The organism is Methylobacterium amylolyticum (assembly GCF_030700245.1).
GTDB lineage: Bacteria > Pseudomonadota > Alphaproteobacteria > Rhizobiales > Beijerinckiaceae > Methylobacterium.
Genome location: NZ_JAUYZI010000017.1, coordinates 1 through 24,914, shown reverse-complemented (window position 1 = coordinate 24,914; position 24,914 = coordinate 1). Strand labels below are relative to the sequence as shown.

Genomic DNA, 24,914 nt, shown 5'->3' with positions numbered 1-24,914 from the left:
CGCGACAATCGTGCGCGGCGGCCCGCGGCCGTTCCTGAACGGAGGCCCGCGTTCCTGAACGGATCGGCGCCTTTCTGAACGAAACCGTTCATCCGGCGCCGATCAGGCGGATCGCGGCGTCGCGCTCGAACAGGTAGAGCAGCGCCCGCAGCGCCTCCCCCCGCGGGCCCTTCAGGCCGGGATCGCGCTCGACGATCATCCGCGCGTCGTCGCGGGCGGCCTCCAGCAGGTCGCCGTCGGTCTCGATCCGCGCGAGCCGGAACGCCGCCATCCCCGATTGCCGGGTGCCCAGCACCTCGCCCTCGCCCCGGAGCTTCAGGTCGGCCTCGGCGATGCGGAAGCCGTCCTCGGTGTCGCGCATCATCTCCAGCCGGGCGCGGGCGACCTGCCCCAGCGGCCCGCGGTAGAGCAGCAGGCAGGACGAGGCCTTCGAGCCGCGCCCGACCCGGCCGCGGAGCTGGTGGAGCTGGGCGAGCCCGAAGCGCTCGGCGTGCTCGATCACCATGATCGTGGCCTCCGGGACATCGACGCCGACCTCGACCACGGTGGTGGAGACCAGCAGCTTGGTCGCCCCGGCCGCGAACCGGGCCATGGCCGCGTCCTTCTCCGGGCCCGGCATCTTGCCGTGGATCAGCCCGACCGCCTCGCCGAAATGCCGTTGCAGGTCCTCGAACCGCTCGGCCGCGGCGGCGAGGTCGATGAACTCGGACTCGTCGACCAGCGGGCAGATCCAGTAGACCCGCTCGCCCCCGGCCATCGCTCTGCCCAAGCCCGCCACCACCTCGTCGATGCGGTCCGTGGACAGGGTGAGCGTGCGGATCGGCTGCCGGCCCGCGGGCTTCTCGTCGAGGGTCGAGACGTCCATGTCGCCGAAGAAGGTCAGTGCCAGGGTGCGCGGGATCGGCGTCGCGGTCATGACGAGGAAATCCACCGCCTCGCCCTTGGCCCCGAGCGCGAGGCGCTGGTGGACGCCGAAGCGGTGCTGCTCGTCGACCACGGCGAGCCCGAGGTCGCGGAACGCCACCGCCTCCTGGAACAGGGCGTGGGTGCCCACCAGCACGTCGACCTCGCCGGCCGCGAGCGCCGCCAGCGTCGCCTTGCGCTCGGAGGCGCGGTCGCGCCCGGTCATCAGGCGCAGGCGCAACGGGCCGGCGAGCGGCTGCAACCGCTCGAAATGCTGGCGCGCCAGGATCTCGGTGGGCGCCATCAGAGCCGCCTGCCGTCCCGCCTCCACCGCCGAGGCCGTGGCGAGCAGCGCCACCGCGGTCTTGCCCGAGCCGACATCGCCCTGGAGCAGGCGCAGCATCCGGCGCGGCGCGGCGAGATCGCCGCGGATGTCGGCCACCGCCCGCGCCTGCGCACCGGTCAGCGCGAACGGCAGCCCGGCCTCGATCTGCCGGACCAGGGCGCCGTCGCCGGCATTGACCCGGCCGGCCTTGCGACGCTGGCGGGCGCGCATCAGCGCCAGCGCCAGTTGCGAGGCGAGCAGCTCGTCGTAGGCGAGCCGCCGCCGGGCCGGCGTGCTCGGGGCGGGCTGGAGCGGATCCTCGGATCTCGGCGGCGCCTCCTCCGGGCGATGCTCGGCGCGCAGGGCCTCGGCGAAGGCCGGCAGGCGGTTGCGCTCCAGCCACGCCGGGTCCTGCCACTCGGGCAGCGGCGCCAGCCGGTCGAGGGCGGCGGCGGCGAGCTTGCTGATCGCCCGGGAGGTCAGCCCCTCGGTCGAGCCGTAGATCGGCTCGACGGCGGGCAGTTCCGCGAGGCCGGCCTCGTCGACGATCCGCGACGGGTGAATCATCTGCCGTGTGCCGTCCCACAGGTCGATCCGGCCGGTGACGTAGCGGTGGGCGCCGAGCGGCAGCATCTTCTCCACCCGGGCGCGCGGCATCCCGAAGAAGACGAGCGAGATGTCGCCGGTGGCGTCCTCCACCAGCACCCGGTGCGGGCGGCGCCCGGCCCCCGGGTTCGGCGGGCGGTGGGCGACGACGGTGACGCCGAGCGTCACCGGCTCGCCCACCGGCGCCTCGCTCACCGAGCCGACCATGCGCCGGGCGATACCCCCCTGCGGCAGGTGGAACAGCAGGTCGACCACCCGCGCCGCGCGCTCCGGCGTGCCGAGCAGCTTCTCGATGAGCGGCGCCATCTTCGGCCCCACCCCCGGCAGGGTGCGGGCGGGGGCGAAGAGCGGGTCGAGCAGGCTCGGGCGCAGCGGCGGCGGGCGCGCGGCGTCCTCGGGCGCGATGTCGGGGGTCGGGGCGTCTGTCATCGGCGTCTGGGTGTCCGTCCGGTGGCAGAGAATGCCTCCGGGTGCGTCTCGCGCGAGGCTCTTAGACCTTCCAGCCGTCATAAGCCGCCCCGGCGCCGGGCGGGATGCGTCGCGGCGAAGCTCTGTCCCCGTTCACGGCCGGCACTCCGGACACCGACGGCGACGCGATCACGGCAGGCCGGCTTCCAAGGCCGAACGCTCCTGCCCATTCAGCGGCACGCGCATCGCTACGACCCGGCGAACGGGAACGCGGCAGGTCCCATGACGATCGCACACGTCGCTTCGGTTCGATCTCGGAGGAATGGATTCGCACACGATGCTCGGGTCAGTCGCTCCCGGGGGCGACAATCAATCCGTCCGCCATCGGCTCTCGCGCCTCGGCGCCCTGGTAGGGCAGCCCGATATCCTCCAACTGCTCCTCGACCAAGTGAGCGAGGTAGCTTTCCAGCTCCGAAAAATCCAGATTTCCCGCATCCCAAGCTTGATCCGCCGCCTTCAGAGCGGCGTAGTATGGCCGCCTATCCTCACGTATCCTTTCGGGCACGATCTTCCTGCCGCCCAGAAGCCCTCCCGACCGGACACACAGGAGGTAATAACATGCGGCTCGGGCTGTGCGGCCGTTCCCTTCAATGAACGGATGTATCCAGTTCATGCGCCACAGGGCATAAGCGGCGAGTTCCGTGCTCGTCCACAGATACCAGTTTTCATGAACCGTGCTGATGAATTGATCCATCAAATGCGGGACATCCCGAAAGTGCGGCGGGATGTGACTCGATACGTAGATCGGCTCCTCCCGGAACCGCCCGCCGAACTGGGAAATGTTGGCGACCGCGACGTGATTTAAATCCCAAAGCATGTATTTGTCGAACTGTCTCGCGCCCTGCTTGAGGCCGATCTCGATACAGTTCGTCAGAAGGTCGTACTGCCTGATGAGATTCTTCTCTTGAATGCGATCGTAGAGTTCGCGATCTTCTTCTTCGAGAACGAGCATGTGCAGTCGAGGCTGCCCGCGCGGAGCAGCCGCCCTCCTCGCCAAGGATCAATCCGTCGTAACACGGATGCTGTGCGACGCTAAGCGGGCCGAGTCTTTCGTGATCCTGGCGCCCTCAGGTGCGTTGCCGTAAGCGAAACTGACGCGCTGCTCCTGAAGCACGTCGTCGGAGACCCCGGCGGATATCGACGCGGCCAGGAGTCGTTCTAGCTTCTCACGCCGCGGAGCCGACTTGAGGACGGATTTCCGAGCGGCCATGGTTCTCTCCTCCTTGAGAGATGGGTCGAGCGCACAAGCGATGCGATGCGGCCGCTGTTCCCCGGACTCGCGCTGCAGGGTGCGACCCTACGCTCGGGTTCGCGACGATGCTACGCCGCCGCGCGGGCCGGGCGGACTTTCCCTGTTGCCCTTATGCCACGGCCAGCGAAGGTCGGCGCATCGCCCGACGCGAATCGGCACAGCCCCCCGCCGCCGCGCTACCGGCACCGCAGCGCGCCCGGCACGTTGCCCCGCTGCCATCGCCGGGAGGGACGTCATGGCCACGGGTTCGACGGGCGCTGCGACCACCGACTTCCTGCCCGGCTTCGACCGGCACCGGATCGAGACCGCGCCGGGGGTGACGATCCACGCGCGCGCCGGCGGGTCCGGGCCGCCGGTGCTGCTGCTGCACGGCCATCCGCAGACGCTGTCGACGTGGCACGCGGTGGCCCCGCGGCTGGCGCAGTCCCGCCGCGTGGTGGCGATGGACCTGCGCGGCTACGGCGATTCCGACAAGCCCCCGGGGGGCGAGCGCCACGCCCATTACGCCAAGCGCGCGATGGCCGCCGACGCGGCCGCCGTGATGCGCGCGCTCGGCCACGACCGGTTCGCCGTGGTCGGCCACGACCGCGGCGGCCGCGTCGCCCACCGCCTCGCCCTCGATCACCCCGACGCGGTGGCGCGGATCGTGGTGCTCGACATCGCGCCGACCGCGACGATGTACGCGCGCACCGACAAGGACTTCGCCACGCGCTACTTCTGGTGGTTCTTCTTCATCCAGCCCGAGCCCCTGCCGGAGCGGCTGATCGGCGCCGACCCGGAATACTTCCTGCGCCACCACGTCACGACGCAGTCGAAGACCCCGGGCTCGCCCTCCGAGGCGCTCTTCGCCGAGTACCTGCGCTGCTACGCCGACCCCGCCTGCCGCCACGCGATCTGCGAGGATTACCGGGCCGCCGCGGGGATCGACCTGGAGCACGACGCGGTGGATGCGGACGCGCGCATCGCGGTCCCGCTGCTCGCCCTGTGGGGCGCCGAGGGCGTAGTCGGGCGCACCTACGACGTGCTGGAGACGTGGCGCGAGAAGGCGCGGGACGTGTCAGGCCGGGCCCTCCCGTGCGGCCACACGCTCCAGGAGGAGGCGCCGGACGCGGTGTTCGCGGAGCTGTCGGCGTTCCTGGGGTGATCCCGCGCCCGATCGAGCCGCTTGCACGCATCCGGGCCCGCGCGCGAGAGAGCGCAGCGCCCACGGGCTACGGCGCGCGCCGGACGCGATCGTGCGCGAGCCAGGGATAGAAGAGCAGGGTCGAGAGCGTGGCGGCCCCCAGCCAGAAGGCCACGAGATCGGGAATCCTGTCCGGGTCCGTGCCGCCGAACAGCCCCATGATGAGCGGGAAGGTCGCCACGACCTGGAACTCGCCCCAGAGGATGAGCCAGATCCTGTGCGTCTTCCAGAGCGATCGGACCGCCCGGAGATCGCGCGCCCCGGAGCTTGGCTCGGGACGGCTCATGGCCCACCTCCGGCGCGAGGGGTGACCGCTGGAGCCGTTCCCGATCGCGTTGCCATCGTGCACGGCTCCAAACCTTCGTTCCGACGCGCGCTCTCGCGCCGGGCCGGTGTCCACCTCGGCGGGGCGCGCTCTATGGGCATCGGGCGTGGATGAGGTCGGGCGTGGACGAGGATCGCGATCGGCGAGCGTGGTTCACCGTCCTTCGTCCCGGCCGGAGGCGCCTCACCGACTGGCGCGGCGCGGCGGCGTTCGCGGCTCTCATGCTCGTGACCGTGGTCGGCGGCTGGGCGGAGACTGCCTTGAGGCCCGAGCATCCGGTACTCGCCTTCGTCGTGATGGTGCCGCTCGCGCTGGTGGCGATCGGTCTCGCGGCCGTGATCGTCGTGCGCACGCGGTGAGCGCACGGAGCGACCGGACGGCGCGTTCGGACAGAGCGATCGGACTCGGGCGAGACTACCACCGCCCGGTCCGGCGCGCCTACGCCCGGCCTCGAAGGCGGGGCGTGCGCGGCGCCGCACCCGCGCCAAGCGGGCTTGGCGCGCGGCGCCCGAGGCGCAGATAGGGCGGTGCGCGCCCGCGTCTTTCCAGGGCCGGTGCGGGGAACGGACGGAGCGGGACGGCGTGGCGGAGGAAAACGAAAAACATTTCGCGGTCGCGGTGGTGGGGGCGGGCGCGGCGGGGCTCGCGGCGGCGCTCGCCAGCGCGCAGGCCGGCATCCGCACCGCGCTGGTCGGCCGCCACGCCCCCGTGGCCGACGGGCGCACCGTGGCGCTGCTCGACGGCTCGGTGCGCTTCCTCGACGCCCTGGGCGCGTGGCCCGTCATCGCGCCGCAGGCGAGCCCGCTCTGCGAGCTGCAGATCGTCGACGACACCGGCAGCCTGTTCCGGCCGCCCCCGGCCCGGTTCCGCGCCGCCGAGATCGGCCTCGACGCCTTCGGCTGGAACGTCGAGAGCGCCCGCCTCGTCGAGACCCTGCGCGCCCGCGCCCGGGCGCAGGAGAACCTGACGCTGGTCGAGTCCGACGCCGCCGGCGCCGAGCCCGCCGAGCGTTTTTCGAGACTGGGACTCGTGGATGGCGGCCATGTCCTGGCCGAACTGATCGTCGGGGCGGACGGGGCGCGCTCGCCCCTGCGCGCGGCGAGCGGGGTCCGGGTGCGCGACTGGGCCTACCCGCAGGCGGCGATCACCACGATCCTCGCGCACGAGCGCCCGCACCGGGACGTCTCGACCGAATTCCACACCCGCTCCGGCCCGTTCACCCTGGTGCCGATGGCGGGCGGCCACCGCTCCAGCCTCGTCTGGGTGACGGGGGAGGGGGCGGCGCGGCGGCTCGCCGACCTCGACGACGCCGCGCTCTCCGACGCCGTGGAGCGGCAGGCCCGGGCGATGCTGGGCGCCATGCGGATCGACGGCCCGCGCGGCCTCGTGCCGATGCGCGGCCTCGCGGTCGGCCGCCCGGTGGCGCCCCGCCTCGCGCTGATCGGCGAGGCCGCCCACGTCTTCCCGCCGATCGGGGCGCAGGGGCTGAACCTCGGCCTGCGCGACGCCGCCGCCCTGCGCGACGCGCTGGTGCGCGCGGCCCGGGACGGGCGCGACCCCGGCGGCCGGGGGACGCTCGACGCCTACGCGAGCGGCCGCCGCCTCGACGCGGCGGCGCGCACCGCGGCGGTCGACCTGCTCAACCGCAGCCTGCTCGCCGACCTGCTGCCGGTCGACGCCCTGCGCGGCCTCGGCCTGCTGGCGATGGCGCAGATCGGCCCGCTGCGGCGGATCGTGATGCGCGAGGGCGTGCTGCCGCGCCTCGGCGCCCCGGAGCTGATGCGCGCCCGCCGCTGATTCTAATTCGGGACCGGCCGCCGCGTCCGCGGGGGGCGTTGGCGCCGCATGCGCCCCGCGGTGTCGGGCGGCGCGGGTTCACAGGGAGCCGGGCGATGGAGCCGCGCCTCAGTCTCGTCACCCTCGGCGTGAGCGACCTCGATCGCGCCGCCGCCTTCTACGAGGCGCTCGGCTGGCCGCGGAAGGTCCGCGCCGCGGCGGGCGCCGCCTTCTTCCAGCTCGGGCCGCTGGCCCTGTCCCTCTACTCGCGGGCCGACCTCGCCCGCGACGCGGGCGTCGCCCCGCAGGCCGGGCCGGTGCAGGGCTTCACCCTCTCCCACAACACCCGCAGCCGCGCCGAGGTCGACGCGGTGCTCGCCGCCGCCGCGGCGGCGGGCGGCCGGATCACCGCCCCGGCGCAGGAGGCGTTCTGGGGCGGCTATCACGGCCACTTCGCCAACCCGGACGGCTTCCTCTGGGAGGTCGCCTGGAACCCCGGCTTCGCGCTGGGGCCGGACGGGGCCCTGACGCTTCCGGAGTGAGGCCGGCCGCTCCGATTCGCGCGCCGCGGGTTCCGGCCCCGGACGGGTGATACGACGTTCGGCTGAAGGGTTCGGGATCGACTCTCGCCGTCTTTGCGAGCGGAGCGAAGCAATCCAGCAGCGCCACGGTCTGGGAGCGCGCGCTGCCCTGGGTCGCTTCGCCTGCGGCTCGCGATGACGGCGCGAGGCCGGATCACCGAACGATTCACCCGGAAACGGTATGAGCCCTCCTCCCGTCGAAGCGCTCGGTCGCCCGCGCCCGCGATCCGGCCGAACGGCGAGAGGATCGAACAGCGAGAGGGCCGGACCTCGCGGCCCGGCCCCCGAAGGCGGATCCGCCGCGGCGCGCGCGGCGGAAGACGCGAAGACTCTTACTTGGCGGCCCTTACTTGGCGCCCGGAGCGGCGGGGGCGGGGGCGGCGCCGCCCTGCTGCGTCTCCAGCTTCTTGCGCATGTCCTCGCTGCGCTTCTCCAGCTCGGCCTGGAGCTTCTTCTGCTGCTCCTCGAGCACCTTCGGATCGATGGCCGGGCCGTCGAACGCCTTGCCGAAGCCGGCGAGCGGCACGGCGAAGGTGACCTCGCGCTGGGTCTGGTTCTGCACGGAGACGTTGAGGGTGGTGCCCTTCTTCATCGCCGCGACCACGCCCGCCTCGACGCCCCCGGCCTCGGCGAAGCAGCCGTTCGGGAAGCACACGGCGAAGCGGCCCGGCGTGGCCGCCTGGTTGTCGACGTTGAAGCGGATGCCGGGCTGGAGCAGCAGGCCGAGCGGCAGCAGGTAGCGCACCACGCGCACCTCCTGCTTCTGGGCGGGGTTCTTCATCTCGTAGACGGCGACCGCGAGCACCGGCTGGCCCTGGTCGGAGACGAAGTCGCGGGTGGTGTAGCAGATGTCGGTGCCGGTGCCCTGGTCCTTGCCGCAGACCTTGGTCCAGTCGGCCTGGCTCGGCTCGGACTTCACCGCGACGATCTGCGGGCCGGTCTGGGCGGCGGGCGTCTGGCCGTTCGGCTGCGCGGCCGGGGCGGCGGGCGCCGGCGCCGCCGGGGCGGGCGCGGCGGGCTTCTTGGCCTGGGCCAGCGCCGGACCGGCGGCGAGGCCGAGGCCCGCGAGGCCGAGGAGGGCGGCGCGCGCGAGCGGCGCGTGGCGGGTGAAGGACATCGGCTCTGACCCCTTGGAAATAACGGTCTCGTGAACTCGGTCTCAGGACGCCTCGGTCTCGGGACCTCGGCTGAACGCCGGGACCGGGCCGCCGGGGGATCCGGAGCCCGCCGACGCGGCGGATGCCGCGATGGGGCCCGGACGGATCGGTCCGGCCGCCGGTCCCGGCGGGTCGGAGAGACCCGTCTCGGCACCGGGCGGCTCCTTCCCCGCCCATTGCGGCGAAGGCATGACGGCGCGGGCGGCGACCCTCGCGCCCGCGGCGCTCCCCGATAGGCCGCCGCACGGCCGCCCGCAAGCAAGAAGGCCGCCCGCAAGCAGGCCGCATGCAAGAAGGCCGCGTGCGAGACCGCCGCGCGCGAGGCCGCCGGCGCGCGTCCCCATAACCGGCGGTTAACCATGCCCGGCCGACGATGGCGCTCACGGGCGCGGCCGGGCCGCGGGACGGCGGGGGTTGTCGAGTGGGCGCGGTGGCGCAGAGGGCCGGGAATCCGGCCGCGGTGCCGGCGATGGTGCCGGCTCCCCGGCCGGCGGGCCTGTGCGCGGCGCTGCTGGCGGGGGCGGAGGCGCACCCGCAGCGGGTCGTCCTGCGCGACGCCGGGGACCGGGCCGCGTGGTGCGGGCGCCCGGCGATCACCTGGACCTACGCGGCGGCGGCCGAGATCGTCGGCCGGCTCGCCCGCGGCTTCGGCGCGTGGCGCCTGCCCCCCGGCAGCCGGATCGGCCTGTGGTTCTCCGGCGGCGCCGAGGCGGCGCTCGCCCACTGCGCCGTCGAGGCGGCCGGCCATCTGCCCTGCCCGATGCCGGCGGCCTGGGACGCGGCGGCCCTCTCGGCCGCGGTCGAGGCGGCGGACCTCGCGGCGGTGCTCACCGAGGGCCGGCGGGGTGCGCGGCGGCCGGCGGAGGAGCTGACGGTCGCCGCCCTGCGCCATTTCGGCCTGCGCTACCTCGCCGCGTTCGGCCCCGGGGTGCCGGACGGGGTGATCAGCCTCGACGCCCTGGCCCTGGAGCGCGGCGGCGCCGAGCCGGCCGCGAGCCGCGGCCTCGTCACCTTCGCCGGGGGCGCGCCCGACCGCCCGGTGCACCGCGCGGCCGAGGCCCTGGCCGAAGCGGTCGCCGCCCATCTCGATCCCGTGCCGCTGGCCGGGGGCGAGCGGCTCCTGACGCTGCTGCCGCCCCACGACCTGCGCGGCCTCGTCACCGGCCTCGGCGCGGCGCTCGCGGCCGGCGCCACCCTGGAAAGCCTGATCCCGTTCGACGCGGCGGCGCTCCGCGCGGCGCTGGCGCGGCCGGTCCCGACCCGGCTCGTCGTGCCGGCGCCGTTCGAGGCGGCGCTCGACGGCCTCGTCCTGCCCTGGACGGTGCGGGCCCTCGATCTCGTCCACCGGGCCCCCGCCGCGCGCGCCGCCGCGCCCCCCGCTGGGCCGGACCGCGGTGCCGGTCCCCGCCGGCTCGACGTGGTCGTCCACGGCGAGGACGCGGTGCTCACCCGGCCGCGCTGATCCGGCGGACCGCCCGGGCTTGGCGCACCGCACCCGGCGCGCCGCGACCGCCTCGCCAGTCTTCGGCGGGCGCCGGAGGCGGTGATCCCGGCCCACGCCCCGGATCCGGTCCCGCCCGGGCGAAGTCCGGCCGCCTGAACGGGGGCTCCAAACGGGTTCATCGGCCGCTCAGGCGGCATCCCTAGTCTCGCGCCTGCAAGACGGAACCTGCGGATCCGAACGGACGCTCGCGGGTTACGAAACGGAATGTGGCACGGCTATCTTTCCAAGCCGCGCGTGATGGGGTACCGCTCAAGCTTATGGGTGCGCTGCAACAAGTGCTGGTGGTGGACGACGGCGTGCGGGCCGTGGACCATTCGCTGTCCGGTGAACTCGCGAGCCTCGGCTACGCCAGCGTGACCGCGTCCCTGGAGGCGGCCGACGACGTGCTCGCCGTGATCGCCCGCCCGGCGGCCGTGCTGCTCCAGGCCTGCGCCCGCCGCGACCCCGGCTACGCCCGCCGCGCCGCCCGGCTGCGCGCCCGGATGCGCGACCGCGGCATCCCGGTGATCCTGATCACCGACGCGGCCGACCGCAGCGCCGGCGGCCCGGTCGACCTCGCAACCCGCCTCAACGCCTACGTCGCGGCCCAGCCCGACCTCTGATCCCGCTCGGAGCTTCGCGCGCGGGCGTGCCTGCGAGCGCGCGTTTCTTCCGCGCAGATTTTTTCGAATCCGCTCAACCGATGACCGAGGCGGCTTCGGCCCGGGGCAGCGACCGTCACAGATCGATCTACGGACCGTGACTCCCGGCCTCTCCTCCCTCTCGTGGGGAGGAGCCGGAGGTGGGGGTGGTTCGAAAGGCACCGGATCGCTCGATCCGGCCCCCTACCCCTCACCCACAAGGGTCATTGGATTCACACAGCCGGGTCTGGATCGCGCCCCGTCATCCCGGGGCCGCGAGAGCGGAGCCCGGGATCCAGACCCGCGACCGGTCTCGGAGTGCGCCGGCCACGTTCCATTCGACCCGCGCGGCGGCTCTGGATCCCGGGCTCTCGCCTGAGGCGAGCCCCGGGATGACGGGGCGGGCGGCAGTCCCTGGACGTGTGAACGTGCAAACCCACAAGGGGAGGGGAATCGCGGGGGGACGCGCGAACGGCGCCCGGTCCCCGATCCTCGCGGTGCCCTCGCGCCGGATGCGCTCGGCGTGCGCTCAGTTCTGGGGGCGGTCGCGCATCCGGTAGGTGCCGGCGGCGTCGCGCACGAACATCTCGGCGATGCCGGCGTGGCGCAGGGCCTCGCCGGAGGTGTCGGGCAGCAGGTTCTGCTCCGAGACGTAGGCGACGTACTCGGTCTCGGCGTTCTCGGCGAGCAGGTGGTAGAACGGCTGGTCCTTGCGCGGCCGCACGTCCTCGGGGATCGCCAGCCACCACGCCTCGGTGTTGTCGAAGACCGGATCCACGTCGAACACGACGCCCCGGAACGGGTAGATCCGGTGGCGCACCACCGCCCCGATCCCGAATTTCGCGGTCCGCAATCTCACGTCCGTCATGGTCCGATCCGTCCTGGGCGGACAGATAGGCCCGATGGCCGGCGCTGTCACCCGGCGCAACCGGTGCGCGAGCCCGGGCGCCGCATCCGCCGACGCGGCCCCGGGCGTGACGGATCGCCGGCGCCGTCGCGCGCCGGCGTTTCCCCGCGCCGCCGCCTCGGCATAAGCTCGGTGCGGGGCGCGGCCCCGGCCCGAGCGGCGGCGCAACGCCGCCGGGCGACAGCCTGGGAGGAACACGATGCCGGTCGGCCCCCTCGTCGCGCGCGCGCTCGGAGCCCTCGGGGCGCTGGCCGCGGGCACCGCCCTCGCGGCGGACCTCGTGCCGGTGAAGATCGGGGTGATGAACGACCGCTCCGGGGTCTACTTCGATTCCACCGGCGAGGGCGCGGTGGTTGCCGCCCGCATGGCGGTGGAGGACTTCAAGCCGGAGCAGCACGGGCTGAAGGTCGAGGTCGTGGCCGCCGACCACCAGAACAAGCCCGATGTCGGCGCCTCGGTGGCCCGGCAATGGTACGACCGCGACCGGGTGGACGCGATCTTCGACGTGCCGACCTCCTCGGTGGCGCTGGCCATCGCCCAGATCACCAAGGAGAAGAACAAGGCGTTCGTGAACTCGGGCGGCGGCACCGCCGACCTCACCGGCCCGGCCTGCACCCCCAACACCGTGCACTGGACCTACGACACGGTGGCGCTCGCCAACGGCACCGGCCGGGCGATCCTGAAGCGCGGCGGCAAGACGTGGTACTTCATCACCGCCGACTACGCCTTCGGGCTGGCGCTGGAGCGCGACACGCGGGCGGTGGTGGAGAAGAACGGCGGCCGGGTGGTCGGCGGGGTGCGCACCCCGTTCCCGAACCCGGACTTCTCCTCCTTCCTGCTCCAGGCGCAGGCCTCGGGATCGCAGGTGATCGGGCTCGCCGATGCCGGGCTCGACGCGGCCAACGCGATCAAGCAGGCGCACGAGTTCGGGATCCGCCAGGGCGGCCAGACCATCGCGGCGCTGCTCATCGCCATCACCGACATCCACGCGCTCGGCCTCGACGTGGCGCAGGGCCTCCAGTTCACCGCCTCGTTCTACTGGGACCTGAACGACGCGACCCGCGCCTTCGCCGCCCGCTTCGAGCAGCGCATGCCGGGCAAGAAGCCGACCTCGTACCAGGCCGGCGTCTACGCCAGCGTGCTGCACTACCTGAAGGCGGTGACGGCGCTGAAATCGGCGGCCGACGGGGCGGCGGTGGTCGCCAAGATGAAGGAGATCCCCACCGACGATCCCCTGTTCGGCCAGGGCACGATCCGCGCCGACGGGCGCAAGATCCACCCGATGTACCTGTTCGAGGCGAAGGCGCCGTCCGAATCGAAGGGCCCGTGGGACCTGTACAAGGTGCTGGAGACCATCCCCGGCGACCAGGCCTTCCGCCCCCTGGCCGAGGGCGGCTGCCCGATGATCGCCAAGTAGCGGCAGCGCCGCGCGCGAGGCGCGCGGCCCGCCGTCACATCCGCGCCACGACCGCCTCGGCCCCGTCCGTCCCGCGGCCGGTCTCGCGCAGCATCGGCACCACGCTCTCCGCGTCGGGGGCCACGAAGTAGCTGAGGTCGAGCCCCTCGCGGATGAAGCCGTGGTCGCGCATGTGGGCGAACAGGGCGATCAGCGGCGCCCAGAAATCGGCCACCGAGACCAGCACCACGGGCTTGCGGTGCCGCCCGAGCTGCGCCCAGGTGAGCTGCTCCACCAGCTCCTCCAGGGTGCCGATGCCCCCGGGCAGGGTCACGAAGGCGTCGGAGCGCTCGAACATCAGCCGCTTGCGGGTGTGCATGTCGGGCACGACGATCGTCTCCTGCACGTCGTCGAGCATGTGCTCGCGGGCCTGGAGGAAGTCGGGGATGATGCCGGTGACGTGGCCGCCGGCCGCGAGCGCCGCCCGGGCGACGGTGCCCATCAGCCCGACATCGCCGCCGCCGTAGACGAGGCGCATCCCGGCCCCCGCGAGCGCGGTGCCGAGCGTCTGCGCCGCCGCGCGGAACGCCGGATCCCCGCCGAAGCCGGAGCCGCAATAGACACAGACCGTCCTCACCGGGGCCATCCGGCACCCTCCCTCGCGCGTCCGCTGGCGCCGTCCCGGGGGTGCCCGGCCCGGCGGACCGGGCGCCAAAGTGCTGAAGCTGCGCGGGTTTCCCCGGCGGGTTGGGCGGGACGGCTTGGTGCCCGGACCATGTACGGTATTATGGCCCCGGTCGTCGACGGTTTTTCGGCGGCCCGAGGGTGCAGGGAGAGACCGGAGGATGGCGAGTCACGTGCGGCGCAGTGTGGTGCTGGCGCTCGCCGGCCTCGCCGCCGGCCTCGGCCTCGTGCTCGCCCTGTACGGCGGCCCCGAGGCGCTGCGGCGCGCGACCGAGCGCCCCTCGGCCGAGACGCGGGCCGCCCCGCCGCCCGCGCCTGGATCCGGTGCGCCCAGCCCCACAGCGCCAAGTTCCACAGCGCCAGGCCTCACATCGCCCGGCCCCGCCGCGCCAAGCCCCGGCGCGGGCAAGCCGGGCGCGCCGAAGGCGGCCAAGCCCGGCGACGGGGCGGCGCTGGACGCGGAGGCGCCGCGCTTTGACATCGTCCGGGTCGAGCCCAACGGCGACGCGGTGGTGGCCGGCCGCGGCGCGCCCAACACCGTGGTCGAGATGCTGGTGGACGGCAGATCGGTGGCGCGGGCGCTCGCCGACCCCGACGGCCAGTTCGCGCTCGTGCCGCCCGCGCTGCCGACGGGGTCCAGCGAGATCGTCCTGCGCGCCCGGACCGCGGACGGGCGCGAGACCCGCTCCCGGCAGAGCGTGGCGGTGGCGGTGGCGCCGGGACGCGACACCCGCCCGCTGGTGGCGCTGTCCGACCCGGACCGGCCGACCGTGGTGCTGTCGCAGCCCGGCGCGCCGGACGCGGCCGGGCCGGGCGCACGGGCCGACGCCAGGGCGGGTGCGCCGTCCGCCGCCGGATCCGAGGCCAAGCCGGACGGCAGGCCCGACGCCCGCGCGCAGGCGGCGCGCGGCAAGCCCGGCGCGCCGGAGGGCCCGGCGCGGGTCGTCAGCGTCGACGCGGAGCCCGGCGGGCGGCTCTACGTCACCGGCGCGGCGCCGCCGGGGGCGCAGGTGCGGCTCTACCTGAACGACACGCCGGTCGCCCCGGCCACGGCCGGCCCGGACGGGCGGGTGACCTTCACCATCGGCCGCGGGGTCGCGCCCGGCCGCTACCAGGTGCGGCTCGACCTGATCGACCCCGCCACCGGCGGCGTGACCGGCCGGGCCGAGGTCCCGTTCGCGATGCCGGAGGCGGTGGCCGCCCCGGCCGAGGCGCCGCGGGTCGCGGGGATGGCCGCCCAGCCCGGCCGCCCGAACACCGCCGCGCCGGGAGCGCCGCCGGCCCGTCCGGAGCCCGCCCCGGAGAACCGGGCGTCGGGGGAGCGGGCGTCGGCGGATCGCGGGCCAGGGGCAGCGTCAGCAGCGACATCAGGGGCGGGAGCGGCGGACCGCGACGCCGCGCGCCCGGCCGCGGAGGCGCAGACGGGGGCGGTGTTCGTGCCCGAGATCAGCACCGCCCGCATCATCCGCGGCGACAGCCTGTGGCAGATCAGCAAGCGGATCTACGGCCGCGGCGAGCGCTACACGGTGATCTACGACGCCAACCACGACCAGATCCGCAATCCCCACCGCATCTATCCCGGCCAGGTCTTCGTGCTGCCCGAGAAGCGGGGCTGATCTTTCGGGCGTCGGGGCTCGCGCCGCGACCGAGGGGCGCCACACGGTCCACGACAGTTCGGCGTTTGCGGCGGCGTCTGCGGCGGCCGATCCCACCACCCCCCCTCATCCTGAGGTGCCCCTTGCCTCGGCAAGGGGCCTCGAAGGAGCCCTCCAGCCGGCCGCGCGATCCCTGGAGGTCTCCTTCGAGGCCCGCTGACGCGGGCACCTCAGGATGAGGTCGAGGGTCGGAAACGCCCTTGGCCTCGCCGCGTCGTGCCCGGTGGGCACGCCAACGCGTCGCCCGCTCGGATCCTTGAGGGCTCGCAGGCTCGGGACGCCGAGCCCGCGACCACTTCGGCGAAACCTGCTCAGCGGATGATCACCGAGGCGCCGCCGTAGGCGCGCGCCAGCCCGAACAGCTCCCGCGCGTTGCCCGGGGCGAGGCGGACGCAGCCGTGGCTCGCCCGCCGGCCGAGGCTGCCGACGGCGTAGGTGCCGTGGATCGCGTAGCCGCCGCGGAAGAACATGGCGTGCGGCATCGGCGAGCCGTGATACTTGCGCGAGCGCCACATCGGCGCCATCAGCCCGACCCGGAAGGCGCCGTTCGGGGTGACGTAGCCCCGCCGCGCGGTGGAGACCGGCCAGTCGTAGGCCGGGTAGCCGTTGACGAACACCCGCATGCGCTGGCGCGACTGGTCGATCTGCGCGACGACGCGGGCGTCGGCGGGCGCCGCGGCGGCGCAGGCCAGGAACCCGCCGAGGACGGCGGTCCCGGCACGGTGGAGACGGAGCACTTGGGGCCTCCGGACGCTGAACGTGGGGCTGTCGGGCGGACGCCAAGGTCCGGCGGCGTCCACGATTCGGCCGCCCCGACAGCGTCGCCGTCCTGCCACGCCCGAGGAAGCACATCCGTCCCGAGATCGACAGGTTTTTGTCACGCGAGAGCGGGGCCGGACTGCTGAGCCGGCGTTGAGACGGCCCGGGTTTCCCGCTAGCGTCCCGCGCAATGGGAGGAGCGCGGGGACCCGCGCAAGTCAAGGTAATCAGATATGGCGCAGGCGATCCAGGCGACCGGCACCGGCGCCGCGGCCCACAAGGAGCCGTGGTACAGGGTCCTCTACATCCAGGTGCTGATCGCGATCGCGCTCGGCATCCTGCTCGGCTACCTCAGCCCCGACTGGGGCAAGTCGATGAAGTGGCTCGGCGACGGCTTCATCGCACTGATCAAGATGATGATCGCGCCGATCATCTTCTGCACCATCGTGCACGGCATCGCCTCGATCGGCGACCTGAAGAAGGTCGGCCGCGTCGGCCTGAAGGCGCTGATCTACTTCGAGGTGGTGTCGAGCTTCGCGCTGCTCATCGGCATCATCGTCGGCGAGGTGGTCCGGCCGGGCGCCGGCTTCGGCGCGGATCCGACCAAGCTCGACGGCAAGGCGGTCGAGGGCTACGCCAAGATGGCGGCCAACGACTCGACCGTCGCCCACCTGCTGGCGATCATCCCGAAGAGCTTCTTCCACGCGCTGGCCGACGGCGACCTGCTGCAGGTGCTGCTGGTCTCGATCCTGACCGGCTGCGTGCTCACCGGCATGGGCAAGGCGGGGGAGGGCATCACCCACGGCATCGACGCGGCGGGGCAGGTGTTCTTCCGCATCATCGGCATCATCGTGAAGCTCGCGCCGATCGGCGCGTTCGGCGCCATGGCGTTCACGGTCGGCCAGTACGGCATCGGCAAGGTCATCGACCTCGCGTGGCTGGTGGGCACGTTCTACACCACCTCGCTGCTGTTCATCTTCGTGGTGCTCGGCGGCATCGCGGCGGTGTGCGGGTTCTCGATCTTCAAGTTCCTGGCCTACATCAAGGACGAGCTCCTGATCGTGCTCGGCACGTCGTCCTCCGAGACGGTGCTGCCGCACATGATGACCAAGATGAAGCGGCTCGGCGCCTCCGATTCGGTGGTCGGCCTCGTCATCCCGACCGGGTACTCGTTCAACCTCGACGGCACCAACATCTACATGACGCTCACCACCCTGTTCCTGGCGCAGGCGGTGGGCGCGGACCTCTCCTGGGGGCAGTACGCGACGATCTTCCTCGTGGCGATGCTGACCTCGAAGGGCGCCTCGGGGGTGACCGGCGCGGGCTTCATCACGCTCGCCGCGACGCTCGCCGCCATCCCCGGCACCCCGGTGCCGGTGGCGGCGATGACCCTGGTGCTCGGCGTCGACAAGTTCATGTCCGAGTGCCGGGCGCTCACCAACCTGATCGGCAACGGCGTCGCCACGGTGGTGGTCTCCCGCTGGGAGGGCGAACTCGACACGCGCAAGCTCGCCGAGGTGATGTCGCACCCGGTCTCGATCGGCACCGACATCAGCGACCACGCGCCGACCATGGACGACGACCCGGCCGCCCCGAAGGTCGCCGCGGCCGAGTAGTGGGGCGGGCGGGGGCCCCGCGCCTCGGGATCGACCTCGGCGGCACCAAGATCGCCGGGATCGTGCTCGATCCCGGCGGCGGGACGCGCGCCGAGGCCCGGATCCCGGCGCCGCGGGGGGACTACCCCGCCACCCTGGAGGCGCTGGCCGGGCTGGTCCAGCGCCTGGAGGCCGAGGCCGGCGGCCCCTGCCGGGTCGGCGTCGGCATGCCGGGCAGCCTCTCCCCGGCCACGGGCCGCGTGCGCAACGCCAACTCGCATTGGCTGAACGGCCACCCCTTCGCCGCCGATCTCGGCCGCCGGCTCGACCGGCCGGTGCGGGTCGCCAACGACGCCGACTGCCTCGCGGTCTCCGAGGCCGCGGACGGGGCGGGCGCGGGCTGCCGCGTGGTCTGGGCGGTGATCCTCGGCACCGGCGTCGGCTCGGGGCTCGCCCTCGACGGCCGGGTCTGGCCCGGCCGCAACGGCATCGCCGGGGAGTGGGGGCACGGGCCGCTGCCGGCCCCCCGCGACGACGAGCGGCCCGGCCCGGCCTGCTGGTGCGGCCGGCACGGCTGCGTCGAGGCCTGGGTCTCGGGTCCCGGGCTCGCCGCCGACCACGCCCGGCGCACCGGGAACACCCTCACCGCGGAGGCCATCGCCGCGGCAGCCGCAGTGGGCGATGACAGGTCCAAAAAAACGCTGGCCGACCATCTCGACCGGCTGGGCCGGGCGGCGGCGGTGGTCGTCAACCTGCTCGACCCGGACGTGATCGTGCTGGGGGGCGGCCTGTCGCGGCTGCCGAGGCTGGCCGAGGCGCTCCCCGGGGCGATGCGCCCGCACCTGTTCGCCGACGCGGCCGACACGCCGGTGCGGCTGAGCCGGCACGGCGACGCCTCCGGGGTGCGCGGCGCGGCGTGGCTGTGGCCGCCGGATTGATGTTTTTCGGACCGGCCGACAGAGCCTCGAAGCCCACCCGACGTTTCCCGACCCGCCACGCCAAGTCCCAAAAACATGATCGTCCGCACGCGGCCCGGGCTGTTCACGCTGCTGTTCACCCTGCGCGGCTCGATCCTGCCGCGGGTGGCGCCGAAGCTCGCCGGGATCGTCGCCGTGTCCTGCCTCGTGGTGGCGGCGGAGGGGCGCTGGCCGGCGCTGTTCCCGGTGGCGGCGGGGGTGGCGCCGTTCACGGTGGTGGGGGTCGCGCTGTCGATCTTCTCCAGCTTCCGCAACAACGCCTGCTACGACCGCTGGTGGGAGGCGCGCAAAGCCTGGGGGACGGTGATCTCCGAGGCGCGGGGCCTCGCGCGGGCGCTGACGGCGCTGCTGCCGGACCCGGCGCAGGCCGCCGCGCGGGCGCGGGCGCTGCGGGGCGTCTCCGCTTTCGCCCACGGCCTGCGGGCGCGCCTGCGCGGCGGGGACGAGGCCGCGGCGGTGGCCGCCCGCCTGCCCGACGGGCCGCCCCCCGCCCATTGCCCGAGCCCGATGGAATCGGCGCTCACGGCGACGACCGCGGAGCTGGCCGCGCTCGCCCGGGCGGGCGCGCTGACCGACGTGGCGTTCGCGATCCTGGAGCGGAAGATCGCGCGCCTGTCGGAGATGCACACGGTGTGCGAGCGCATCGAGAACACGCCGGTGCCGTTCGCCTACTCGCTGCTCGTCTACCGCACGGCGTGGCTCTACTGCCTGCTGCTGCCGGTCGGCCTCTCGGGGGCGCTCGGCTGGGGGACGCCGGTGATCGTCGGCCTCGTGGCCTACACCTTCTTCGGCCTCGACGCGCTCGGCGACGAGCTGGAGGAGCCGTTCGGCCTGGAGCCGAACGACCTGCCGCTCGACGCGCTGGTGCGGGCGGTCGACCGGGTCGTCCACGCCGCGCTCGGGGAGCCGGTGCCGGACCCGCTGGCGCCGGAGCGCCACCGGCTGCGGTAGCGCGCCCGGCGCCGGTGCCGAAGGCACGCATTGCCAAAACCTCCTGCCGTCGCAGGCACCTACGGGGATTCTAAAGCGGCGCGCTCAGGAGCCATGCGGGCCCGCTCCTTGAAGATCAGGCCGGGGCGGCGCATAACACCGCCCCAGGATCGAACCACCGTGGGTTGGATCTTGCAATGATGACAACCGTGTTTTCTCAATCCTCGGCGCGCCGCGACCCGGCCATGATTGCGAGAACGCCAGCCCGGATGGCTCAGGCCGCGATGCCGAGATCGTATTACACCGTGCGTCGGGGTTTTGAGCAGCACATCGGATCGACGCGATGATCTCCAGCGATCCCTTCGAGCTCGCGACCGACGAGAATTTCGACGACGCGCGGTATCTGACCGCCAATCCCGATGTGAAGGCTTCCGGCGCGCCGGCACGACTGCATTTCGAGCGTTTCGGGCGGCGGGAAGGACGGCTCCAGGTGGCCGGCCCGGCGCGCGAGCCGTCGCGGCGGATCACGGTGCTCGGCAATTGCCAGGCCCCGATGCTGGCGCAGTGCCTGAGCGCGATGCTGCCCGACGCCGAGGTCCACGGGGTCCATCTCGGCCTGTCGAGCCACGAGCCGGCCACGCGCAGCGACCTGATCCTGCTCCAGACCGAGTTCTCAGGGCTGGCGGACAACCCGGAGATCATCCCGCCGCGGCTGGCCGGCCAGGTGCGGAGCTGGCCGACCTTCCTGTATGCGGGCTTCCATCCCGACCTCGTCTACGCCCGGGCCGGCGAGCTGCCGGTGCGGACGCCGCTCCACGATTACAGCTCGGCCCTGATGCTCTACGGCTGGCTGCGCGGCCTGACGGTCGCCCAGACGGTCGGCCTGTTCCACGAGGCGGTGTTCGACCGGCTCGGCTACTTCGCCTACGCCGCGAGCGCCGACGCGCACTTCGTCGAGGACTGCGACCGGGCGGGCCTCGACGGGGCGGCGCTGCTGGCCGAGGCCAAGGCCCGCGCCCCGTTCTGCCACACGATCAACCACCCCCATCTGGCGGTGGTCGCCCGCGTGGCCGAGGGCGTCCTCGCCGCCGCGGGGCTGGCGCCGGCCGTGCGCGGGCCCGAGCGGTTCCTGCCCGACCCGCTGCTGTCGGGCCCGATCTGGCCGGTCTACCCGGCGATCGCCGAGCGGCTCGGCGTGGCGGGCGACTACGTCTTCAAGACCTCGGGCCTGCCCGGCCGCTTCCTCGACCTCGACGGCTTCGTCGCCGGGAGCTTCGCCATGTACGGCGGCCATCCCCGCTCCGAGATCCGGGCGGACCGGCTGACCGCGCAGGCGGACCGCTACCGCGACCTCGAGACCCTGGTCGCCAAGGCCGCCCCGCGCGGCGCCAACCCCTACGCGCGGCTGCCGGACCGGCAGTTCTGGCGCCGGGCGGTCGCCGGGGTGGCGCCGGCCGACCTCGATCCCGTGGCCGCCCCCGCGTTCCGGCTCGCCCCCCGGGACCGGATCGCCACCGCCGGGAGCTGCTTCGCGCAGCACATCGCCCGCACCCTGATCGATCGGGGCTTCAACTACCACGTGACCGAGCCGGGCCCGGACGGGGCGGAGCTGTTCAGCGCCCGGTTCGGCAACCTCTACAGCGCCCGGCAGCTCCTCCAGCTCGCCCGGCGCGCCTACGGCGAGTTCCAGCCCCGCGACACCGCGTGGCTGCGGCCCGACGGGCGCTGGGTCGATCCGTTCCGGCCGCAGGTCGAGCCCGCGGGCTACGCGGCGGAGGCGGACGTGGTCCGGGCGCTGCCGGGCCATCTCGCCGCCGTGCGGCGGATGTTCGAGGAGAGCGACCTGTTCATCTTCACCGTCGGCCTGACGGAGATCTGGGAATCGACCCGCGACGGGGCGGTGTTCCCGGTGGCGCCCGGCGTCGTCGCGGCGCCGCCGGACCCGGCCCCGTACCGGTTCGCCAACATGAATGCCGCCGAGGTGCAGGCGGACCTGTCGGCGTTCATCGCCTTCGTCCGCGCCCGCAACCCCGGCCTCAAGATGCTGCTCACCGTCTCGCCGGTGCCGCTGGTGGCGACCTACGAGAACCGGCACGTGCTGGTCTCGACCACCTACAGCAAGTCCGCCCTGCGGGCCGCGGTCGGCGAGGTCTGCCGGGCGCACGCGGAGGTGGACTACTTCCCGTCCTACGAGATCATCACCACGTGGCAGAACGGCGGGCGGTACTTCCAGGACGACCTGCGCTCGGTGTCGGACAGCGGCGTCGCCCACGTGATGCGCGTGTTCGGCCGGCACTACATGGCGGGGGGCCCGGCCGAGCGTCCGCCGCACGCGGGCGACGCGGCCCTGCGCGCGGAGTTCGCGCGCGCGGCCAAGATCCTGTGCGACGAGGAGGCCCTCGACGCCGTCGCGCGCTGAGGGCGCCTCAACACCAAGTCACGCTCAGCGCAAGGGGACGGCGAAGCCGCGGGCGACGCCGGGCCGGGCCATCAGCGCCGCGTACCAGCGTCGCACGTGGGGGAAGTCGGCCAGATCGACCCGGTGGCGCTCGTGCCGCCACGCCCAGCCGAGGATCGCGAAATCCGCGATCGACAGGGCGCCCGCCACGTACTCGGCGCCGCCCAGCCGCCGGTCGAGCACCCCGTAGAGCCGGCGCGTCTCCTGCGTGTAGCGCTCCAGCCCGTAGGCGCGGTCGGCCTCGGCCACGCCGAGGAAGTGGTGGACCTGCCCCGGCATCGGCCCGAAGCCGCCCATCTGCCACATCAGCCATTCCAGCACGGCGACGCGCTGGCGCCGGTCCGCGGGCAGGAATCGGCCGGTCTTCTCGGCGAGGTAGAGCAGGATGGCGCCGGACTCGAACACCGAGATCGCCGCGCCGTCCGGCCCGTCGGGGTCGACGATCGCCGGGATGCGGTTGTTGGGGCTGATCGCCAGGAAGGCGGGCTCGTGCTGGGCGCCCGCCGTGATGTCGACGGGGTGCACCCGGTAGGGCAGGCCCATCTCCTCCAGGGCGACGCTGATCTTGCGTCCGTTCGGCGTGTCCCAGGCGTAGAGGTCGATCATCGTGCTCTCCTCGGGTTTCATGGGGGGATCGGGAGGCCTCAGCCGGCGGCCCGCCGCGGGCCGGAGCCCGCGCCGACCAGCACCGCCGCGCCGAGGGTGCAGAGGGCGAGCACCGCGAACGCCGCCGGGAAGCCCGCCGCGTGGGCGAGCGCCCCGAACAGGGCCGGCCCGACGACGATGCCGCCATAGGTGAACAGCAGCCCGCCGCTCGTGGCCGCGCCGACCTCGGCGGGGGCGACCGCGCCCATGATCTCGGCCAGGAACACGCCGTTCCAGCCGGTGGCGGTGGCGCCGAACACGACCGCCGCCAGCATCGACAGCGGCGAGGGGCCGACGGCCGCGAGCGCGGCGGCGAACAGGCAGCTTCCCGCCATGCAGAGGCTGAGGCCGACGAGCACCCGGCGGGACGCCTGGGTCCGGTCCGCGACGTAGCCCCAGGCGGGGCGCCCGAGGATGCCGGCGATCTGGCTCGCCGAGAGCAGCACCCCGGCGGTGACGAGGTCGTGCCCGACGCTGCCAACGAGGTAGACCACGAGGAAGGCGCTCAGCACGAGCTGGGTCGCCCCGAAGATCGCCGAGGCGAGCGCCAGCCGCAGCAGCGCCGGCCGGTGGAAGATGAGCCGCAGCGGGTCGAGGATCCGGCGGCCGCGGAACGACCCGCCCGCGGGGCGCTCGGCCCGGACCAAGGGCGAAGCCGCCGCGAACACCAGGGCGGCGGCGAGGCTGCCCACGGCCAGCGCCACGCAGGTCTCCCCCCAGCCGAGCCGCGGCAGCAGCGGCGGAACCACGAAGCCCGCGAGCACCCCGCCGAGCGGCACGCTGGTCTGGCGGATCGACACGATCAGCACGAAGGAGGGCGAGCCGGCCTGGTGGGCCATCGCCTGCGAGCTCGCGGGGGTCAGCGGCCCGTAGCACAGCCCGATCAGCACGGCGCCCGCGAGCAGCCCGGGGACGCCGGCGACGCCGAACAGGGCGAGCCCCAGCGCGCCCCCGGCCACGCAGGCGAAGCTCAGCCGCAGGGGCCCGAAGCGCTGGATCAGCGGCGCGGCGGCGAGGTTGCCGAGCAGCACGAAGGCGTAGACGAGGCCCGAATAGGCCCCGGCGATCTCCGTCGGCAGTCCGTAGTCGCGCGCCACTGCCCCGGCCATCACCGGCGGGGCGAGGCTCAGCATCGACAGGGCGGTCTGCGGGAACATCGTGGCGAACAGCAGGGCCGCCGGCCCGCCGCGGGCCCGGTGGCCGCCGCGCGACGGCGCGTCGGGAGTGCTCATGCGAGGCCGTACCTAGTGCAGGCTCCAGTTGTGTCCCGGATGAAATCGCGACGGACCCACCGCGCCGGCCGGGTGCGCAGGGGCAGGGGGCGGAGTGCGGCAACCCGTCCCCTCCCGGGAGCGCCGTCGCCCTGAGCCGGGCCCGCGGAGCGCCGGCAGAGCGTCCCACCCGCGGCCACGCGCCCGCCGTCCGGCACCTTCGGCTCGGTGTGGAGAGCGGAAGTCAACCCGCCGCCGGCAAGCGGACGTTCCGCAACGCGCCGTCCCGGCCGCTCTGGGCGAGCGCCGCGATCCTCCGAAGCGGACACGGCCGGGGATCGACCGGACGCGAATGCCGGCACCCGGGGCGGGGCCTGCGCGCCGGTCGAGGACAATCGGTCGCCGGAGGGCGCCCAAGAACGTGGAGCCATGCTCCCCGGCGGGGCGGTGCCGGTCCACCGCACCCGGGGACCCGGCCGCCTCGGCGAGCATCGGACGGCCCGCCGTCCGGCTGGTCCTCCAAAAGGCCTGCCGGGGCCGTGCGGACACCGCGGCCCGAGGCTTTGCCGCAGGGCGGCGACCGGCCCATGTAGCCGCCCATGATCCACCTGATCTTCGTCCTGCCGGCCCTCTACGTCGTCGCGCGGGTGATCGGGCCGTTGCCCTGGCCCCTCGCGCTCAAGCTCGGCGCAGCGTGCCTTCTGCTGGTCGCGTCCTGATCGGCCCCCACGGGGTGGTCCGGGTCGAGAGTTAGTGCAGGGTGGGCCTTTCCACCACGACTAGAGCCGTTCCCGATCGCGTTGCAATCGTGCACGGCTCTAGGGCGTAGTGACGATTTCTGAGGGGGCGGGTTTTGCGAGGCATGAGGTTGTGATTCAAGGCTGATTTTGGAGATCGGCCTGGATGAGCCACGACCCGGATGGCCTGCGCGACGACCAGTGGGAGCGCCTGCGGGATCTGATCCCTGGCGGCCGGGCCGGGCAGCGCGGCCCACGAT

At 73.9% G+C, this 24,914-nt stretch carries 21 protein-coding genes and 1 pseudogene; 13 read left to right on the top strand and 9 right to left on the bottom strand.

The window, feature by feature from the left end:
• Window positions 1–88: 88 nt before the first annotated feature.
• A complete protein-coding gene (gene recG, locus Q8W71_RS13755) occupies window positions 89–2,263 on the bottom strand; it encodes an ATP-dependent DNA helicase RecG (protein WP_305525946.1) in 2,175 nt (724 codons plus the stop codon).
• 325 nt (window positions 2,264–2,588) lie between these two features.
• The gene (locus tag Q8W71_RS13750) at window positions 2,589–3,254 is read right to left on the bottom strand and encodes a Fic family protein (RefSeq protein WP_305525945.1); all 666 of its coding nucleotides are present in this window, start codon (window positions 3,252–3,254) and stop codon (window positions 2,589–2,591) included.
• 535 nt (window positions 3,255–3,789) lie between these two features.
• Here Q8W71_RS13750 and Q8W71_RS13745 point away from each other — a divergent pair.
• Window positions 3,790–4,698 carry an alpha/beta fold hydrolase gene (locus Q8W71_RS13745; protein ID WP_305525944.1) on the top strand — a complete coding sequence of 303 codons (909 nt, stop codon included), beginning with the start codon at window positions 3,790–3,792 and terminating at the stop codon, window positions 4,696–4,698.
• Between the two features lie 67 nt (window positions 4,699–4,765).
• On the opposite strand, the gene Q8W71_RS13740 is transcribed toward Q8W71_RS13745, so the two are convergent.
• Window positions 4,766–5,023, bottom strand: coding sequence for a hypothetical protein (locus Q8W71_RS13740; RefSeq protein ID WP_305525943.1), 258 nt, complete (start codon window positions 5,021–5,023; stop codon window positions 4,766–4,768).
• Between the two features lie 161 nt (window positions 5,024–5,184).
• On the opposite strand from Q8W71_RS13740, the gene Q8W71_RS13735 reads away from it, so the two are divergent.
• The 3 genes from Q8W71_RS13735 to Q8W71_RS13725 all read left to right on the top strand — a co-directional run bounded on the left by Q8W71_RS13735 (window position 5,185) and on the right by Q8W71_RS13725 (window position 7,380).
• Entirely contained in the window at window positions 5,185–5,421 is a 237-nt protein-coding gene (locus tag Q8W71_RS13735; RefSeq protein ID WP_305525942.1) for a hypothetical protein, read from the top strand.
• A 223-nt stretch (window positions 5,422–5,644) separates the two neighbouring features.
• Window positions 5,645–6,859 carry an FAD-dependent monooxygenase gene (locus Q8W71_RS13730; RefSeq protein WP_305525941.1) on the top strand — a complete coding sequence of 405 codons (1,215 nt, stop codon included), beginning with the start codon at window positions 5,645–5,647 and terminating at the stop codon, window positions 6,857–6,859.
• A 95-nt stretch (window positions 6,860–6,954) separates the two neighbouring features.
• Window positions 6,955–7,380, top strand: a complete 426-nt coding sequence (locus Q8W71_RS13725; RefSeq protein ID WP_305525940.1) for a VOC family protein — start codon at window positions 6,955–6,957, stop codon at window positions 7,378–7,380.
• A 385-nt stretch (window positions 7,381–7,765) separates the two neighbouring features.
• Here the strand turns inward: Q8W71_RS13725 and Q8W71_RS13720 are convergent, their stop codons facing one another.
• Window positions 7,766–8,536 (bottom strand): invasion associated locus B family protein, encoded by a 771-nt coding sequence (locus Q8W71_RS13720; RefSeq protein ID WP_305525939.1) that lies wholly within the window; start codon window positions 8,534–8,536, stop codon window positions 7,766–7,768.
• Between the two features lie 470 nt (window positions 8,537–9,006).
• Here Q8W71_RS13720 and Q8W71_RS13715 point away from each other — a divergent pair, with 470 nt between their 5' ends.
• Window positions 9,007–10,038, top strand: coding sequence for an AMP-binding protein (locus tag Q8W71_RS13715; RefSeq protein ID WP_305525938.1), 1,032 nt, complete (start codon window positions 9,007–9,009; stop codon window positions 10,036–10,038).
• A gap of 299 nt (window positions 10,039–10,337) precedes the next feature.
• Entirely contained in the window at window positions 10,338–10,682 is a 345-nt protein-coding gene (locus Q8W71_RS13710) for a hypothetical protein (RefSeq protein ID WP_305525937.1), read from the top strand.
• Between the two features lie 547 nt (window positions 10,683–11,229).
• Here Q8W71_RS13710 and hspQ read toward each other — a convergent pair.
• On the bottom strand, window positions 11,230–11,568 hold the full coding sequence (gene hspQ, locus Q8W71_RS13705) for a heat shock protein HspQ (protein ID WP_305525936.1): 339 nt from the start codon (window positions 11,566–11,568) through the stop codon (window positions 11,230–11,232).
• A gap of 238 nt (window positions 11,569–11,806) precedes the next feature.
• Between hspQ and Q8W71_RS13700 the strand changes: the two genes are divergently transcribed.
• The gene (locus Q8W71_RS13700; RefSeq protein WP_305525935.1) at window positions 11,807–13,024 is read left to right on the top strand and encodes an ABC transporter substrate-binding protein; all 1,218 of its coding nucleotides are present in this window, start codon (window positions 11,807–11,809) and stop codon (window positions 13,022–13,024) included.
• Between the two features lie 34 nt (window positions 13,025–13,058).
• Here Q8W71_RS13700 and Q8W71_RS13695 read toward each other — a convergent pair whose 3' ends face one another.
• Window positions 13,059–13,649 (bottom strand): LOG family protein, encoded by a 591-nt coding sequence (locus tag Q8W71_RS13695; protein ID WP_305525934.1) that lies wholly within the window; start codon window positions 13,647–13,649, stop codon window positions 13,059–13,061.
• A gap of 199 nt (window positions 13,650–13,848) precedes the next feature.
• Here Q8W71_RS13695 and Q8W71_RS13690 point away from each other — a divergent pair, with 199 nt between their 5' ends.
• Window positions 13,849–15,303 carry a LysM peptidoglycan-binding domain-containing protein gene (locus Q8W71_RS13690; protein ID WP_305525933.1) on the top strand — a complete coding sequence of 485 codons (1,455 nt, stop codon included), beginning with the start codon at window positions 13,849–13,851 and terminating at the stop codon, window positions 15,301–15,303.
• 350 nt (window positions 15,304–15,653) lie between these two features.
• Here Q8W71_RS13690 and Q8W71_RS13685 read toward each other — a convergent pair whose 3' ends face one another.
• The gene (locus tag Q8W71_RS13685) at window positions 15,654–16,079 is read right to left on the bottom strand and encodes a L,D-transpeptidase (RefSeq protein ID WP_305525932.1); all 426 of its coding nucleotides are present in this window, start codon (window positions 16,077–16,079) and stop codon (window positions 15,654–15,656) included.
• A 255-nt stretch (window positions 16,080–16,334) separates the two neighbouring features.
• Between Q8W71_RS13685 and Q8W71_RS13680 the strand changes: the two genes are divergently transcribed.
• The 4 genes from Q8W71_RS13680 to Q8W71_RS13665 all read left to right on the top strand — a co-directional run bounded on the left by Q8W71_RS13680 (window position 16,335) and on the right by Q8W71_RS13665 (window position 22,022).
• Window positions 16,335–17,717 (top strand): dicarboxylate/amino acid:cation symporter, encoded by a 1,383-nt coding sequence (locus Q8W71_RS13680; RefSeq protein ID WP_305525931.1) that lies wholly within the window; start codon window positions 16,335–16,337, stop codon window positions 17,715–17,717.
• Window positions 17,717–18,634: an ROK family protein gene (locus Q8W71_RS13675; protein ID WP_305525930.1), complete on the top strand. Its 918-nt coding sequence runs from the start codon at window positions 17,717–17,719 to the stop codon at window positions 18,632–18,634. The genes Q8W71_RS13680 and Q8W71_RS13675 overlap by 1 nt, the downstream gene beginning before the upstream one ends.
• A 75-nt stretch (window positions 18,635–18,709) precedes the next feature.
• Window positions 18,710–19,624: a bestrophin family protein gene (locus Q8W71_RS13670; protein ID WP_305525929.1), complete on the top strand. Its 915-nt coding sequence runs from the start codon at window positions 18,710–18,712 to the stop codon at window positions 19,622–19,624.
• A 322-nt stretch (window positions 19,625–19,946) separates the two neighbouring features.
• Complete coding sequence (locus tag Q8W71_RS13665; RefSeq protein ID WP_305525928.1) at window positions 19,947–22,022, top strand: GSCFA domain-containing protein; 2,076 nt, start codon at window positions 19,947–19,949, stop codon at window positions 22,020–22,022.
• A gap of 24 nt (window positions 22,023–22,046) precedes the next feature.
• Here the strand turns inward: Q8W71_RS13665 and Q8W71_RS13660 are convergent, their stop codons facing one another.
• Together Q8W71_RS13660 and Q8W71_RS13655 are read right to left on the bottom strand one after the other, a co-directional pair.
• Window positions 22,047–22,667 (bottom strand): glutathione S-transferase family protein, encoded by a 621-nt coding sequence (locus Q8W71_RS13660; protein ID WP_305525927.1) that lies wholly within the window; start codon window positions 22,665–22,667, stop codon window positions 22,047–22,049.
• Window positions 22,668–22,705: 38 nt separating this feature from the next.
• Window positions 22,706–23,938 carry an MFS transporter gene (locus Q8W71_RS13655; RefSeq protein ID WP_305525926.1) on the bottom strand — a complete coding sequence of 411 codons (1,233 nt, stop codon included), beginning with the start codon at window positions 23,936–23,938 and terminating at the stop codon, window positions 22,706–22,708.
• Between the two features lie 882 nt (window positions 23,939–24,820).
• Here Q8W71_RS13655 and Q8W71_RS13645 point away from each other — a divergent pair.
• A pseudogene (locus tag Q8W71_RS13645) lies at window positions 24,821–24,914 on the top strand (IS5/IS1182 family transposase); the annotation flags it as partial.